This window comes from Chryseobacterium soldanellicola (assembly GCF_900100115.1).
In the GTDB taxonomy this organism is placed as follows: Bacteria; Bacteroidota; Bacteroidia; order Flavobacteriales; family Weeksellaceae; genus Chryseobacterium; species Chryseobacterium soldanellicola.
In genome coordinates this window covers 837,681-853,329 of record NZ_FNKL01000001.1, presented here as the reverse complement: position 1 = coordinate 853,329, position 15,649 = coordinate 837,681, and the positions used below count along the sequence as shown (strand labels likewise).

The 15,649-nt window shown below is 35.3% G+C and carries 15 protein-coding genes and 3 tRNA genes; 12 read left to right on the top strand and 6 right to left on the bottom strand.

What is annotated here, in order from left to right:
* A complete protein-coding gene (locus BLT04_RS03730; protein WP_089753784.1) occupies positions 1-1,182 on the bottom strand; it encodes a hypothetical protein in 1,182 nt (393 codons plus the stop codon).
* 207 nt (positions 1,183-1,389) lie between these two features.
* Between BLT04_RS03730 and BLT04_RS03725 the strand changes: the two genes are divergently transcribed.
* The gene (locus tag BLT04_RS03725) at positions 1,390-1,863 is read left to right on the top strand and encodes a hypothetical protein (protein WP_089753782.1); all 474 of its coding nucleotides are present in this window, start codon (positions 1,390-1,392) and stop codon (positions 1,861-1,863) included.
* A gap of 11 nt (positions 1,864-1,874) precedes the next feature.
* Positions 1,875-2,066: a DUF6496 domain-containing protein gene (locus BLT04_RS03720; protein ID WP_089753779.1), complete on the top strand. Its 192-nt coding sequence runs from the start codon at positions 1,875-1,877 to the stop codon at positions 2,064-2,066.
* 93 nt (positions 2,067-2,159) lie between these two features.
* Here BLT04_RS03720 and glgP read toward each other — a convergent pair whose 3' ends face one another.
* A complete protein-coding gene (gene glgP, locus BLT04_RS03715) occupies positions 2,160-3,824 on the bottom strand; it encodes an alpha-glucan family phosphorylase (RefSeq protein WP_089753777.1) in 1,665 nt (554 codons plus the stop codon).
* 200 nt (positions 3,825-4,024) lie between these two features.
* Here glgP and BLT04_RS03710 point away from each other — a divergent pair, with 200 nt between their 5' ends.
* Together BLT04_RS03710 and BLT04_RS03705 are read left to right on the top strand one after the other, a co-directional pair.
* Entirely contained in the window at positions 4,025-4,822 is a 798-nt protein-coding gene (locus BLT04_RS03710; RefSeq protein WP_089753775.1) for a hypothetical protein, read from the top strand.
* 153 nt (positions 4,823-4,975) lie between these two features.
* Positions 4,976-7,054 carry a T9SS type B sorting domain-containing protein gene (locus tag BLT04_RS03705; protein WP_089753773.1) on the top strand — a complete coding sequence of 693 codons (2,079 nt, stop codon included), beginning with the start codon at positions 4,976-4,978 and terminating at the stop codon, positions 7,052-7,054.
* Positions 7,055-7,101: 47 nt separating this feature from the next.
* On the opposite strand, the gene BLT04_RS03700 is transcribed toward BLT04_RS03705, so the two are convergent.
* On the bottom strand, positions 7,102-7,437 hold the full coding sequence (locus BLT04_RS03700) for a nuclear transport factor 2 family protein (protein ID WP_089753771.1): 336 nt from the start codon (positions 7,435-7,437) through the stop codon (positions 7,102-7,104).
* An 81-nt stretch (positions 7,438-7,518) separates the two neighbouring features.
* Between BLT04_RS03700 and BLT04_RS03695 the strand changes: the two genes are divergently transcribed.
* The 3 genes from BLT04_RS03695 (at position 7,519) to BLT04_RS03685 (ending at position 11,093) form a co-directional block, all read left to right on the top strand.
* Positions 7,519-8,109: a DUF1572 family protein gene (locus tag BLT04_RS03695; protein WP_089753769.1), complete on the top strand. Its 591-nt coding sequence runs from the start codon at positions 7,519-7,521 to the stop codon at positions 8,107-8,109.
* Between the two features lie 65 nt (positions 8,110-8,174).
* Positions 8,175-9,521, top strand: a complete 1,347-nt coding sequence (mtaB, locus tag BLT04_RS03690; RefSeq protein WP_089753768.1) for a tRNA (N(6)-L-threonylcarbamoyladenosine(37)-C(2))-methylthiotransferase MtaB — start codon at positions 8,175-8,177, stop codon at positions 9,519-9,521.
* A gap of 54 nt (positions 9,522-9,575) precedes the next feature.
* Positions 9,576-11,093 carry an FMN-binding glutamate synthase family protein gene (locus BLT04_RS03685; protein WP_089753766.1) on the top strand — a complete coding sequence of 506 codons (1,518 nt, stop codon included), beginning with the start codon at positions 9,576-9,578 and terminating at the stop codon, positions 11,091-11,093.
* Positions 11,094-11,161: 68 nt separating this feature from the next.
* Here BLT04_RS03685 and BLT04_RS03680 read toward each other — a convergent pair whose 3' ends face one another.
* Positions 11,162-11,905, bottom strand: a complete 744-nt coding sequence (locus tag BLT04_RS03680; RefSeq protein WP_089753764.1) for a hypothetical protein — start codon at positions 11,903-11,905, stop codon at positions 11,162-11,164.
* 55 nt (positions 11,906-11,960) lie between these two features.
* Between BLT04_RS03680 and BLT04_RS03675 the strand changes: the two genes are divergently transcribed.
* Positions 11,961-12,407 (top strand): RNA-binding S4 domain-containing protein, encoded by a 447-nt coding sequence (locus BLT04_RS03675; RefSeq protein WP_089753762.1) that lies wholly within the window; start codon positions 11,961-11,963, stop codon positions 12,405-12,407.
* A 58-nt stretch (positions 12,408-12,465) separates the two neighbouring features.
* On the opposite strand, the gene BLT04_RS03670 is transcribed toward BLT04_RS03675, so the two are convergent.
* Complete coding sequence (locus tag BLT04_RS03670) at positions 12,466-12,981, bottom strand: shikimate kinase (RefSeq protein ID WP_089753760.1); 516 nt, start codon at positions 12,979-12,981, stop codon at positions 12,466-12,468.
* Positions 12,982-13,096: 115 nt separating this feature from the next.
* Here BLT04_RS03670 and BLT04_RS03665 point away from each other — a divergent pair.
* The 3 genes from BLT04_RS03665 to BLT04_RS03655 all read left to right on the top strand — a co-directional run bounded on the left by BLT04_RS03665 (position 13,097) and on the right by BLT04_RS03655 (position 13,435).
* Positions 13,097-13,169 (top strand) — tRNA-Lys (locus BLT04_RS03665).
* A gap of 36 nt (positions 13,170-13,205) precedes the next feature.
* Positions 13,206-13,288 (top strand) — tRNA-Leu (locus BLT04_RS03660).
* Positions 13,289-13,362: 74 nt separating this feature from the next.
* Positions 13,363-13,435 (top strand) — tRNA-Lys (locus tag BLT04_RS03655).
* Positions 13,436-13,851: 416 nt separating this feature from the next.
* Here the strand turns inward: BLT04_RS03655 and panC are convergent.
* Complete coding sequence (gene panC / locus BLT04_RS03650; protein ID WP_089753757.1) at positions 13,852-14,700, bottom strand: pantoate--beta-alanine ligase; 849 nt, start codon at positions 14,698-14,700, stop codon at positions 13,852-13,854.
* 170 nt (positions 14,701-14,870) lie between these two features.
* Between panC and BLT04_RS03645 the strand changes: the two genes are divergently transcribed.
* A complete protein-coding gene (locus tag BLT04_RS03645) occupies positions 14,871-15,641 on the top strand; it encodes a glycogen/starch synthase (RefSeq protein WP_089753756.1) in 771 nt (256 codons plus the stop codon).
* Positions 15,642-15,649 lie beyond the last annotated feature (8 nt).

Genomic DNA, 15,649 nt, shown 5'->3' with positions numbered 1-15,649 from the left:
TTAGTTGTAAATTTTTTGTTCAAGTCCTTTTAGCTCGTTGTTTTGGTCCCAGGATAATTTCATATCCACCAAATGCTCCTGCATTTCATTTAAATATTTTTCAGCTTCAGATTTTCTACCCAAAGCGATATTTAAACGAATTAAATTCATGTAAAGATAAGCTGCGATTTTTGCATTGTAAGGTGCTTTTTTATCGTCATAATTCACTTTTTTCAGACCATCTTTCCAAAGATTGATTCCTTTGTCCAATCCTTCTAAAGCTGCTTTGTTAGGAGCGTAATCCGGTTTAGCCTGGAATTTTTTCAGGTTTGTTACAACATAAATGGAAGCTTTCTCCAAATCATCAAATTCACCTTTATTTTTTACCGTTTCAACTTTTACGGTTGAATTGATTTTAGCATAGGCAAAATTATCCGCTAAAATTTCGTTGATTTTATTGATGACTTTTTGAAGATAATTTTTTTCGTGAGCAGCAAGATTGATCTCGTTGGTGGGGCTTGAAGCAATTTCTTCAAAATCAGAAAAAAGAGTTTTGTCGATTTTCACGGTTCCATTTTGCTTTACAACCAGTTTTGTGGGTTGGTTGGCAAAGGATTTTCCTGCATTATCCTGAAAATTCGTTCTTTCCATGTTTACGGAAACTTCGATATAATTTCCACCTCTTGAAAAACCGTCGATATTAATTTGTGAAGCCAGAACTTTGTTGTCAACAATCAGTGCGTTTCTCAAATCCGGTTCGGTGTAAACAGGTTTTTGAGGAATATTTAATTGAGGTCTTGAAGGAATTCTTAAAACCGGAGGGGTTGCATTCATGGCAATTTTTTCAACGGTTTTCAGCTTATTGTACTCTGCAGATTCTGTTTTGTATTTTTCCTGAAGTTTTTTTACCTCAGCTTCATAGTCTTTTAACCTTTCTTCGTGCTGAAGCTTTGCATCTGCAACACTTTGATCGTAATTATCGACCTGTTTTTGGAAATTAGCCTTTGCATCTTTCACCACATCTTCTTTTGTGATGTTGTACGGTGAGCTTACCGCTACCGAAAAATTTCTGTTTTGGGCTTCTACAGGGTTTGACGGTTCTTTTAATAATTGAAAAGGCACATTTTCTGAGTCGATTCTCTGAGCCTGACTTATCGCGGCTGTAAATGAAAGTAAAATCGAAAAAATAAAGTTTAATTTCATGCTTAAAATTTAGTCTGCAAATTTAATTTTTTAATTGAATAAATCACGTTAAATAATTAATTTTTAAAAATATACGATAAATAGGTATGTTTTAATAGTGAAATAATTAATTAAAGTTATTATTAAATATTTCGTAATTATTCCTGGTGTACAGACTTGTTTGGCAGAAAAATTGAATATACCTTAACAACAAATCAAATAATAATTATGGAAACGAATGCTTATAACCAGAAATTAAACCGTTATGATTTAAACGATCAAATCATTTATACCGGTTTTTCGAGTTTTAAAGATGCTGATGAATGTGCGCAAAAAAAAGGTGGAGCCTTGGTGGAAGTAGGATTTAAAGATGGAAACGACAATCCCCAAATTGTAGATGAAGTAGGATTAATAGAAAAAAAGCTTCATTATTTTGTGGATGCAGGTGATGAATATAAATTTATCCATTCATCTGATCCGGGATTTAGAAAATATGCTGATGAGCTTCAGAAAATTAAAGCAAAACAGAAACAGTCTCCGCCGGATGAAAGATATTTAGCCAATTTTGAAATTGAAAATACGGAAGATCCGATCATTGTGTTAAAAAATGACCACCTTGAATCGGTGACTTCAAGAGAGCGATCAAAATATTTGAAGCATGCTAAAGTGTACGAATTAGGGGTTTCCCTGCCAAAATCTTAAAAATTTTTATCATGAGCAAAACAAAATATTCAGAAAAGGCTCAGGACAAAGTCGGAAAAGTAATGCACGAATTCAAGGAAGGAAAATTGAAATCTTCCTCCGGAGACAAAGTGACAAGCAGAAAACAGGCAGTTGCCATCGGTATTTCTGAAGCGAGAGAAAAAGGTTTGAAAGTGCCTAAAGAAAAAAAGAAAAAAAATTAAGTCAAATAACACGGCGCGGAAAATTTTTCCGCGCCGTGTTATTATATTTAAACAAATTGATCAATAATTTTTATTTAAAACCTAAATCTTAATTTATCCTTTATAATTATATAAAATTTTATAATATTCATCAGCCATTCTATCGCTATTGAACTGATCTTTAACATCATTCATTGAATTGTACTGAATTTTTCTCCACTTATTCGGATTGTCATAATACGCCGGAAGAATTTCATTTTCAAGCATTTCGTATAATTTATTTAAGTCATAATTATCCTGCTCATAAATACTCATTTTTTCATAATCGCATTTTGGAACGACAAAAGAATTTTCGCCGTGTTTTGCAAATTCCGGAATCCAGCCGTCGTCTGTTGAAAGATTGACAGAACCGTTCATTGCGGCAGTCATTCCTGAAGTTCCTGAAGCTTCTCTCGGAACTCTCGGGTTGTTTAGCCAAAGATCGGAACCTTGTTTTAAGGATTTACTTAAAGACAATTCATAGCCTGTTAAAACTGCCATATTTTTGTGGTTTTTGCTTTCTTCAACCAATAAATTGAATGTTGAGATCGCAGAATAATCCATCGGATAAGGCTTTCCTGCCCAAATAATCTGAACCGGATATTTTGGATGATTTAATAATTTATAAAATCGGTCTTTATCGTGTAAAAGCAGATCAGCACGCTTATAGCCTGCAAATCTTCTCGCCCAGACAATTGTAAAAATATTTGGATTAAATAAATTTCCGGTCTGATCTGCAACAAGCTTAAAAAGCCTTTTTTTCAATTGTTTTTTACGGTAATCAAAAACAGTTTCATCATTTTCATCTTTTGCGTTGTAAAGCGGTTTATCCGACCAATATTTAAATTCCTGGGCGTTGGTGATCGAAGTAATTTCGCAAATCCCGGAATATTTACTCCACATTGCTCTTGAAACAACGCCGTGAAGCTGAGAAACCCCATTCGCAACTCTTGCCATTTTCAATGCACAAAGTGAATGGTTGAAACGGTCATCATCAGAACCTTCAATGCTTTTCACCTCTTCCATGCTGAATCCGGAGAAATACGACATATCGTAACATAATCTTAAGTTATGCTTCTCATTTCCTGCTTCTTCGGGCGTGTGTGTCGTGAAAACCAGTTTTTCCTTAACTTTATTTAAATTTCCATTATATTTTTTCAGTAAATGGAATGCAGCGGGAAGTCCGTGGGCTTCATTTAAATGATAAACATCTCTTTCAACATTCATTTCATCCAATAATTTGGCACCGCCTTTTCCTAGTAAAATATATTGAGCCAATTTTGTAGATTCGTTGGCATCGTACAATCTGTGGCAAATAGTTTTTGAAACATGGTCATTTTCAGGAACATCCGTTGATAATAAAAACATCGGAGCCGTGTTGAAAATCTCAGGATCAAGATACCATACTTTCACCCAAACAGGCGCACTGTGAATCTCAATCTGGAATTTAATTCCCGTATCCTGCAGGAAGCTGTACATTTTTTTTGTCCATACCGGTTGTAAGGTCTGGTCGTGATTTCTCGCCTGGTCATAATACCCGAACTTCCATAAAATACCAATTCCGATAAGGTCCTGCTTAAGGTTGTAAGCGCTTCTCATGTGAGAACCCGCTAAAAATCCGAGCCCACCCGAATATATTTTTAATACCTGCTCAAGGGCAAATTCCATTGAGAAATAGGCAACTTTTTTAGAGTATTGCGGATTGACACTAAAAGGTATTTCGAAGTTTTTGAAATCCATAAACAACAGTTTTTTATTTGAAGGGGTAAAGGTATTAAATATGAAAGTAAACGAGATATTAATTATTCGATAAATTATTTTTAAAACTGTGAAATCAATAGTTTTTTTTACTTACCTTTAAGTGTAAATTTTTGATAATCAAAAACTTCATAATGTAAAACCAAAAGTTTTATGTGTCACATAACGATAAAAGGCAGCACATGAAAAAGGCATTTTCTGATGAAGATTTAATTAAAAATCTGAGCTTATATTATCTGAATCGACATTTGAAAAAGAAGCCGATCGAGAAGTATCATCGCACAATAGATGAGTCACCGCTTCATGATCGCGAAAAATATAAAAAGAAAGCCGAGATTTTACTCCTCAATTCTTTTATGCATCATTTTCCTGAGGTTAAGTTTGAAAATTTAACCTGCGAAAGCCCGGACTTTATCGCAAAATTCAATGACAAAAAAATCGGAATCGAGTTGACCGAAGTGATCAACCATCTTGAAATGAAAAAGGTGGAAAGCAGCTTAAACAAGATTTTCCGTCAGGCAGAAATACTATTAGAACAAGAGGACACTACGAAATATCGTGGTGTTTATTTTTTAGAATTCCATTCAAATATAAAATTTGACCGTCTGGAAGATCAGCAGGAAATTATACTTTGCATTTATAAAAGCATTAAAAAAGGCAAGCCTTTCGGATATGTAAAAAGCATCAGAAAATCCTTCCATCGCAGAAATGTTTTCATTACGCATGAGTATAATATGAATTTATTTGATGAATTATGTTCCGAGAAAATTTTAGAACTAATTGAAAAAAAGAACGAAAAATTTCCTTACTACGATACTTCTGTTGATGAATGCTGGCTGGTAATTGTTTCTGATATGAATTCTATTGCATCACGATATACTTTTATTCAGGACCGGGAACATTTGAATGAGGTTAAAAGCCCTTTTCACAAGATTTTTCACCTTGAAAATCTTTGCGGAAATATTACAAGTATAAAGTAATATTTGTTATTTTGTATTAATGTGCTAATTATTTTCATTATTTCATGTAAAAATGATTTATATTTAGGAATTTTGTTATTATTAATGAAAAATGTTTATATTTGATACACACAATGTTACACTTCAATTAATTAATAACCAATTCGAAAATATATGAAAAAAACTTTACTATTTGTTCTCCTATTCATATCACAAGCATTTTTTTCACAGGCGGATTGCTCGACTGCCTTAACGGTTTGTGGAAATTCAAACATTACTTACACGCCTTCAGGAATCGGTTCAGTCAATGAACCGCTGGGAGGATGTTTGCAGACAGAACACAATTCCACCTGGTACACTTTTACCATTGCAACGGGTGGAACGCTTACCTTTGAAATCAATCCGACGGGCCCTGTAGATTATGACTGGGCGATTTACGGGCCGAATAAAACCTGTGCTACCAAAGGAATCCCAATCAGATGCTCTTCCAATGACGGAACAGTTGCGGGATACCCGACAGGCATGAACATGACCGCCCTGGATACCAGTGAAGGTCCGGGTTTTGGCGATGGTTTTGTAAAGTATCTTGATGTGCTTCCGGGCGAAACATATTTTTTGTATGTTGATAATTATTCGACAACGGTTTTTACATTTAATCTGACCTGGGGCGGAACAGCTACTTTGGCTTCACCATTTACAGATCCTACCATCCAGCCTCATCCGTTTATTCCTCCTGGAATTCCGGCAGCTAATCCTGCAGATCCCAGAGAAGTAGTGGTCTGTGAGAGTCCTGCAATTTTTGATTTCAGTACTTTGACAGCTCCTATTTTAAATGCAAACCCAAATTTCTTCATCAGTTACCATACTTCTCAGAATGATGCGCTTTCAGGAGCAAATCCTATTTTGGCACCACAAACGGTAAATACAACAACAATATATTATTACAGTATTCATTATCAGGATCCCGCGAACCCTGTAAATCCAATCAATTCGTGCAGGCAGGTCGGCCCTTTTAAATTTAAACTCGGAAATATTACGGGTACTAATATTACTTTAACCAAATGTAATAACAATAATGCCGGAGTAGCGACATTTGATCTTACCAGTGCGGCTGTATTTGCAGATCCTACAGCTACTAAAAAGTATTATGAAACAATGACCGATTTGAATGCGGGAACGAATGAAATTACCAATCCTACAGCCTATGTTTCTGCTGAAGGTACCATTTATGTAAAAATAACCTCTCAGTTCGGATGTACGGCTGTAGCACAGATTATTCTGAAATTTTATCCGATTGTTGTAGTCAATGAAGCAACTTTAAGATCTTGTTTCATTGAATCAAATCCTTCTACAGCTTCTTTCAACCTTACTGCAGCAGGAGTGACCGTACAACCTGGAATTACGAAAAAATATTATCCGTCTTTAACCGATGCCGAAAACGGAACCAACGAGATCACAACGCCAACAGCGTACATCGCTCCAAATGGTGTCGTGTATATAAAAGTCATTAATGGAAACGGCTGTTATGCGATTGCTAAAGTAACTTTAGTGGTGATTCCTCCTGTATATTCTACAGTTTTGCAGGATAAAATCATTTGTATTGAAGACAAAACAACATTAGACGCAGGTCCCGGATTTACATCATATGAATGGAGTACAGGAGCGACAACCCAGGTTATTACAGACGTTGGTGTCGGCACCTATTGGGTAAAACTTAAAACGGGAGAATGTGTCTCTACACAAACCGTAAAAGTCTATCCTTCTGAGCAACCGGTAATTACAAGTGTTGATATTTCAACAAATACGGTTACGATCAATGTTGTGGGAGGAACTCCACCGTATCAATATTCATTAGATAATATTAATTGGCAGAATTCCAATGTTTTCACTAACCTTTCGAGGGGCGATCATACGATATATGTAAAAGATGCTTACGATTGTGAACCTATTGATATTACGGTTGTTGTGCCAAATTTAGTCAATGTTATCACACCAAACGGTGACGGCGTGAATGATGTCATTGATTATTCAGCATTGGCGGGAAAACAAAACCTGATCTTCAATATTTTTGACCGATATGGAGCAAAAATTTTCCAGGCTGATAAATCAAACGGCTACAAATGGGACGGAACCATGAGCGGAAGAAAAATTCCGACAGGAAATTACTGGTATTCCGTAACCTGGAATGAAAATGACAAAAAGAATACTCCCTTCAAATACACGGGCTGGGTAATGGTCAAAAACAGAGAATAACATTCATTATTAATAAAAAGAAAGCCACCTCTTTATGGGGTGGTTTCTTAATTAAATACTTTTGTATCTTTAAAATAATCAGAAAGATATAAGATTTTACCACTTTCTGAGAATTGGATAATTGTGCAGATTTCATTTTCATAAATACCTTTTCCGGACATATTTCCTAAAGAATAAGTCTGGTAAAAATATTTTCCGTTTCCTAAAGGAAAAATTTCAGAAACCTTCCATTGTATATTTTCATAGCGTCTGAAAATAGCTCTGAACAAAGCCAGAATCCTGTTTTTACCCGAAATTTCTTTTGAAGGCGGAATCCAGATTATACTTTCATCAGTAAACCATTTTTCGAGATGTAAAGGATTTAAGGAATTTAAATCTTTCATAAAATGACTGATTTTACAAATCATAATTTTCATTTATATCATATACGCGAAAATTATTAACTTGGTTTTTATTTAAATATCATGAAAGAGCTATTTATAAAACGTTTTGAATATTACAAATCTCTTGGCGATAAAACATTTGAACAGCTTTCCGATGAGCAGCTTTTCTGGAAGTTTAATGACGGAAGTAATTCAATAGCCATTATCGTAAGACATATTGCGGGAAATATGCTGTCGAGATGGACGAATTTTTTAACAGAAGATGGTGAAAAATCCTGGCGGAACCGGGACGAAGAATTTGTCAATAATTTTAAAACAAAAAGAGAAATCGTTGATTATTGGGAAGAAGGCTGGAAGTGTTTTTTTTCTGCTTTAAATCAGATTAATGATGAAAATTTATATTCTACAATCTATATCAGGGGAGAAGCACAATTGGTTATCGATGCGGTTTTCCGCCAATTAGCGCATTACCCTTATCATATCGGGCAGATCGTTTATGTTGCAAAAATGATAAAAGACGGCGATTGGGAAACCCTTTCAATTGCAAGAAATAGGTCTCAGGAATTCAATGCTGAAATGAAAAATAAGTTTCCGGAGAATGATTTTGGTTCAAATTCTTCACCCGTTTGCTTCGAAAAGAGTCCGGAAGTAAGAGATGAATATAATCAATAGATTCAATCAATTTAGGAATAATATTAAAATTACTATCTTTGCACCCTAAAATTCAGGAGTAAATAATGTCAACTTTTCAGAGAACAGCCGCATTTCACACCCTTGGCTGCAAATTAAATTTTGCGGAAACATCTACTATTGCCCGTCAATTGACAGATGCAGGTTATGATAAGGTGAGTTTTGACGAAAAAGCGAATATTTATGTCATTAATACATGCTCGGTAACGGAAAACGCCGACCGCGAATGTAAACTTCACGTAAAAAGAGCCATGAAAGCCAATCCTGAAGGTTTGGTAGTGATTGTCGGATGTTACGCGCAGCTGAAACCTGAAGAGATTTCACAAATTGAAGGTGTTGATTTAGTTCTTGGAGCTAAAGAAAAGTTTAATATTTTAAGTTATCTCGATGATTTAGAGAAAACTGATAATGAGGGTATCGTCCATTCTTGTGAAATTGAAGAAACTGATTTCTTTATAGGAAGTTACTCAATCGGCGACAGAACCAGAGCTTTTCTGAAAGTTCAGGATGGTTGCGATTATAAATGTACATACTGTACAATTCCTTTAGCAAGAGGGATTTCCCGTTCCGATACCATCGAAAATGTGATTAAAAATGCCAGAGAAATTGCCGGAAGAGGCATCAAAGAAATTGTTCTGACAGGTGTAAACATTGGCGATTACGGGAAAGGCGAATTCGGGAATAAAAAACACGAACATACTTTTTTAGATCTAATTTCAGAGCTTGATCAGGTGGAAGGAATCGAAAGAATCCGTATTTCATCGATTGAGCCGAATCTTTTGAAAGATGAAAGCATTGAATTAGTTTCTAAAAGCAAAAGTTTTGTTCCGCATTTCCATATTCCGTTGCAATCGGGAAGCGATGATTTATTGAAAAAAATGAAACGCCGTTACCTGACAAAATTATACAATGACAGAGTTAATAAAATCCGTGAGGTAATGCCTGATGCGGCCATCGGTGTCGATGTAATTGTCGGTTTTCCGGGAGAAACGGAAGAAAAATTCATGGAAACCTATAATTTCCTGAATAATTTACCGATCACATATTTGCACGTTTTCACCTATTCTGAAAGAGAAAATACGGAAGCTGCAGAAATGGAAGGCATTGTTCCGATTCCTGAAAGAAAAAAACGCAACAAAATGCTGAGAATTCTTTCTGAGAAAAAGAAAATGGCATTTTATCAGACTCAATTAGGAAAAACGCTTCCTGTCCTTTGGGAGCACGAAAATAAAGACGGCAAAATGTACGGCTTCACAGAAAATTATGTGAGAGTACAAAAAGATTTTGACCAAGCCTCTGTAAACCAGATCGAATTTTTAAATTTAGAAAAAATCCTGTCAGATGGCACGGTTTCTGTGCAATCGTCTTACGAAAGTTTTTTAGCAAAAGCATAGTCTCTTTGCAAAATTTCCACTACATTTATTTTTAACTTTTAAATATTACATTCTATGAGAGATAAGTTTTTATCTTGGGGAGCTGTTATTGTAATTATAGCCTGGGCAGTGGCTTTTTCTATAAAAGCAGATTGGTGGATTCCGATTTTACTTACCATTTTGTACGCTATTGGAATTTATAATATTACACAATCAAAACATGCTATTTTAAGAAACTTTCCTGTTGTGGGATATTTCCGGTATTTTTTTGAAAGTATTTCACCAGAAATGCAGCAATATTTTATTGAAAGAGAAACCGACGGTAAGCCTTTTCCGAGAAATCAACGTTCTGCAGTGTACAGACGTGCAAAAAACCTGAGTGATACAGTTCCTTTTGGGACTCAATTAGAAGTTAATCATAGAAAATATGAGGGAATTAAGCATTCAATTTATGCTAAATCTCCTAAAGAAGAGCTTCCGAGAGTTTGGGTTGGCGGCGAGCAGTGTTCGCAGCCTTATCATGCATCGTTATTTAATATTTCGGCCATGAGTTTCGGGGCATTGAGTGACAGGGCTCAGATTTCTTTAAACAGAGGGGCTAAAAAAGGAAATTTTTACCATAATACAGGTGAGGGAGGGATTTCTCCGCACCATTTGGAGGGTGGTGATCTTTGCTGGCAGATCGGAACAGGATATTTTGGCTGCCGAGATGATGAAGGAAAATTTAATCCTGAATTATTTACAAAATACTCTACACTACCGAATGTAAAGATGATTGAAATTAAATTATCCCAAGGAGCAAAACCCGGTCACGGCGGAGTTTTACCGGGCGTAAAAAATACCCCTGAAATTGCAAAAATCCGTCACGTTATGCCTGGAATGACGATCATTTCGCCGCCGTCGCATTCCGCTTTTTCCAATGCAGCAGGATTGTTGAGGTTTGTTCAGCAATTGAGAGAGCTTTCTGGCGGAAAACCGGTTGGATTTAAGCTATGTATTGGTGATACCAAAGAGTTTGAAGACATTTGCGTTCAGATGAATGTATTAAAAATTTATCCTGATTTTATCACAATCGACGGAGCAGAAGGCGGAACAGGAGCCGCACCGCCGGAATTTTCAGATGGAGTAGGAATGCCTTTGGAACCGGCTTTGATTTTTGTAAACAGAACGCTTAATAATTACAATTTAAGAGAGAAATTAAGAGTCATTGCCAGCGGAAAAGTTTTAACAAGCCTGGATATTTTAAGAGCCGTTGCAATGGGCGCCGATATGTGCAATAATGCGAGAGGATTTATGTTTTCTCTGGGCTGTATTCAGGCGTTGCGATGTAACAATAATAAATGTCCGACCGGTGTTGCCACGCAGGATAAAATGTTGATTAAAGGGCTCGATGTTACGGATAAAGCGGAAAGAGTGTACCATTTTCATAAAAATACCCTTCATACCTGTAATGAATTAATTGCCGCCGCAGGAAGAAGTTCTTATGAGGAAGTGGATGCAACAATGTTTATGCGAGGAGATGAATTTGATCATTTGGCAGACCTTTATTTTCCTGATATTTTAGGAAATGTGAAGCAGAAAGCAAAGTATTAAATTAAATTTTACCATATAAAAAGCCTCAACGAAAATTGAGGCTTTTTTATTTTTATTTTAAATTTTAATTAATCCTGATCAGCAGGTCTTGCTTCGGTTTTATAAACCTGGAAGTTAAATACAAAACTTCTGTTTCTGAAAGAATATCCTGTATAATTGTAATGTGCATCTCTGGCAAAAGCTGCTCTTGAAGGAACAATAATGACACCTTGTAAATTATATGAAGCCCCATTTGAAAGATCAAAAGCTTTGAATTTTTGTAAAGCCTCATTTAATCCTTCAACCATATAATAGCTTTTTTGTTTAGCAGCGTCGGTGGTAGCATTTACTATTAAAGGATTTTTGTTGGCAATATAATAATACGTTGGATCAACAATTGGTGAGCCGGTTCCGTCGATTGTGTTAACAAAATCAGTTCCTGAAATGAAGGCCACATTTCCGTCTGTATTGGCAGCCAAATATGTTTTAGATCTCAACATTAATTTTATGATATCTCTATTCCCAATTGCCGTTCCCGGATCAGGCTGCGCGCTGTCTCTCATGATATATACAACTCCTGAAGGAAGCGTAACAGGGTTTAGCTGAGATAGTTTTTTGTAATTATCATCGGATGCATCCGTACTGCTGAAAGGTTTTATATTTCCTTGAGTGTCCAGATAGTTTTCATCCAAAAACTTCTGAATAGATTGGTCATCATAAGTATTCTGTACTGAGATGTCCTCCGGCTCTACATAAGTTGCTACATCATCATCTTTTTTACAGGCAGTGAAACACAAAGATCCTGCAAGGATATATAAAAATATTTTTTTCATTTCAAAAAACTTTAATTACTTTACAAATAATATAACGGCAAAAGTATAAAAAATTATGAGAATAGATAAATTTTTATGGAGTATTCGATTTTATAAGACGAGAAGCATTGCTACAGAGGAGATTAAAAAAAATCGGGTTTCTATAGGAGAATCTACTGTGAAGTCCTCAAAAGAGGTAAAAGAAGGCGATGTTATCAAGATCCGTAAAAATCAGATTGACTATAAAATTAAAGTCATCCAGATTCCTAAAAGTAGAATTGGGGCAAAATTAGTTTCACTTCACATCAAGGATATGACCGACAAAGAGCAGTACGAAATCCTGAAAATGCGCAAAATGACCCAAGACTACTATAGAAACAGGGGGGAAGGGCGCCCGACCAAAAAAGACAGACGTGAAATGGACGATTATGTGGGTAATGATATTGCTACAGATTTTACCGATTGGGACGACTTTTTTGGCGAAAGCAGCAACAATGAAACGGATGAAAAAGAAGATAAATAATTTAATAACCTATTTAATTTTCTTCCTATTATCTGTAATCTAAGCCCTATTACCTGGCTTATAAATAAAGTTTTTCTGTAATTTCATTAACGATGTCTTCAGGCTCTCTTGCATCCGTGCTTACGATAAATTGAGCCTTACTGTAAAACTCGTTTCTTTCAAACAAATGTTTAGCTATAAATTCAGGAAGGTTCTCGTCAGAAATATTGGCTATTAAAGGCCTTTTTTCTTTCTGCTTTGAGATCCTTTCTGATAAAGTAGCAATTGAAGCTCTCAAAAACACGCTTTTTGAATTACTGTTTATAATTTCCATGTTATTGTAATAAGCAGGCGTTCCTCCACCAAGACTTAAAACCAGGTTTTCCTGTGTCGCCAGAATCTCTTCTAATGTCTCTCTTTCCAGCTTTCTAAAGTAGATTTCTCCCTTTTTATCAAAAATTTCCGGAATGGTTAATTTATTTCTCCTGGAGATCTCTTTATCGAGGTCAATGAGTTTAAAATTTATTTTTTCGCTTAATATTTTGGAAATGTGAGATTTGCCACTTCCCATGTATCCGACCAGTGAAATTATCATGAATTTTTTTTAAACAAATTTGCAAAAAAGTTTTGAGATAAAGAAAAAAGTAATATCTTTGCACCACTAAAAACAAGGGACATTACTTAAATGAAAACTTGATAATAATGTGGCCGACTCGGTAGCTCAGCTGGTAGAGCAATACACTTTTAATGTATGGGTCCTGGGTTCGAATCCCAGCCGGGTCACTAGCAATAAAATTACTGGTTTTTGTACTTTTTATTGCCTGCGTGGTGAAATTGGTAGACACGCCATCTTGAGGGGGTGGTTTCCTAAGGATGTGCTGGTTCGAGTCCAGTCGCAGGCACACTGCAGAAAAAAAATTAAATAATTATTAGTAAAGATAAGAAATTAATTTTATATTTATTATTAATTGTGGCCGACTCGGTAGCTCAGCTGGTAGAGCAATACACTTTTAATGTATGGGTCCTGGGTTCGAATCCCAGCCGGGTCACAAGTTTACTGAAAAGTAAATTTTTTTCATATTAATATTTTGTGATTTGGTGTTTCAAAGGCTTCCGCAAGAAGCCTTTGATTTTTTTTACATGTGCACTTACTTGAAAATCCTTTTCCTTGATTCTTTTAAATTCCTTGAATATAAATATCATCAGTATTTAGTTTAATGAGATCCTTCGACTGCTTCGCGCTCAGAATGACAGACGCTAATACTAATTGTTATTGTTATAATCTTTGCATAAAATTTTCACGGTGTCATCCTGAGTGCGAAGCAGTCGAAGGATCTCAACATAATAAACCATAGAAAACTTAATTATAATTAATTTAAAATAAAAAAGCGCCACTCAAAAAGCAACGCTATTATTAGTTCTAAAAAATAAATTATTATTAAGCTAAACTTTAATCTTAACCTTTTTAATCCAGATGCATATTATCAATTAATCTCACAGCATCTACCACGACAACGATAAATGCTCTGTAGTTTTTATCCTTATAAAAAAAATCTGTTTCTTTTAACGTATTTTCATCCGCGATCAGAAAATATTCCAGATGCATTCCTTTTTGTTGGTCAAAAATATCCTGCACTCTCTCTTTAATTTCGGGAATTGTGATAATTCTGAACCATTCATTGACCTTTTTTAATGTTTCGTAGATCACTTTTGAAGCTTCTCGTCTGTCTTCCTGAAGTCTTTGGTTTCTTGAGCTTAATGCAAGTCCGTTTTCTGCTCTGTAAATAACAACACCTTTTATTTTTATCGGAAGGTGCTTCTTTTCGACCATTTTTTTGATAATCGCCAGCTGCTGAAAGTCTTTTTCACCAAAATAAGCATTGTCCGGTTTTACCTGTCTAAAAAGCTCTTCAACAACCGTTCCGACACCGTCAAAATGACCCGGTCTCGATTTTCCTTCCATTTCATTTTCCAAACCATCAAAATCGTAATGCTGGCTTACCGTTTTTTCAGGGTAAATATCTTGAACCTCAGGAATATAAACAGCATCTACTAACCCTGAATTTTTAAGAATTAAAATATCCCTGTTAATATCTCTCGGATATTTTTCAAGATCCTCAGGATTATTAAACTGAGTAGGATTAACAAAAATTGATGAAACAACAAGATCATTCTCTTTTCTGGCCTCCTCGTAAAGGGAAAGATGGCCATTGTGAAGGGCTCCCATAGTGGGTGCAAAGCCTATTCTTTTGCCCATTTCCTTCTGTCTTTCAATGAAATCCTGTAGTGTTTTTTTATTTTTTAAAACTTCCATAGTTTATTTTAATATCAATTCAAAAATACTAAAAATATCATAGATTAAGGTGTGGTTTTAGCAATTTGAAATACAGAATTATCGTAAAAAAATGTTAATTAAAATAATGTTGGATGTTTTTTTGTAATTTTGCACATTAAAGCGTTTTTACAAAAATTAGATAGAAGTTTATGCCGAATCAAAAAATACTGTACATTACTACAGAAATGTATCCATACCAAGAAGACACAAATATGGCTACAGTGGTAAACAAAATGGCACTTAAGATGCACAATGAAGGCAATGATGTTAGAGTTTTTATGCCAAGATTTGGACAAATAAGTGAGAGAAAGTTCCAGCTTCACGAGGTAATCCGCCTTTCTGGGATGAATATTATTATTAACGATCTAGATCAGCCTCTGATTATTAAAGTAGCGTCTCTTCCGGGGGAAAGACTTCAGGTTTACTTTATAGATAATGAAGAGTATTTTAAAAGAAAACAATATTACTACGATGATGAAGGGGTTTCTTTCCCTGATAACGACGAGAGAGCAATATTTTTTGCAAGAGGAGTAATTGAAACAATCAAAAAGCTAAACTGGGTTCCGGACGTGATCCACTTAAATGGCTGGATGGCCTCATTCGTCCCGATTTATCTTAAAACATATTACGAATCTGATACGTATTTCAAAGATGCAAAAATCATCCTTTCTTTATATAATGAGAAAGATACGCCGCTTGACCAGAATATCGGGGCTAAATTGGCATTCGACAATATTTCAGGATTAAAAGCGTTAGATAACCCAAGTATTCAAAGTTTTGTAATTGAAAGCATGAATTATGTGGATGCCGTTGTAAAAGGAGATGAATTCCTTAATGAAGAACTGGATAAGGCTTTCAATGAAGCAACAACTGCGAAATCAGAGTATCTCGATGTAGATTCTATTAATCAACTTTATTAAAAAACACA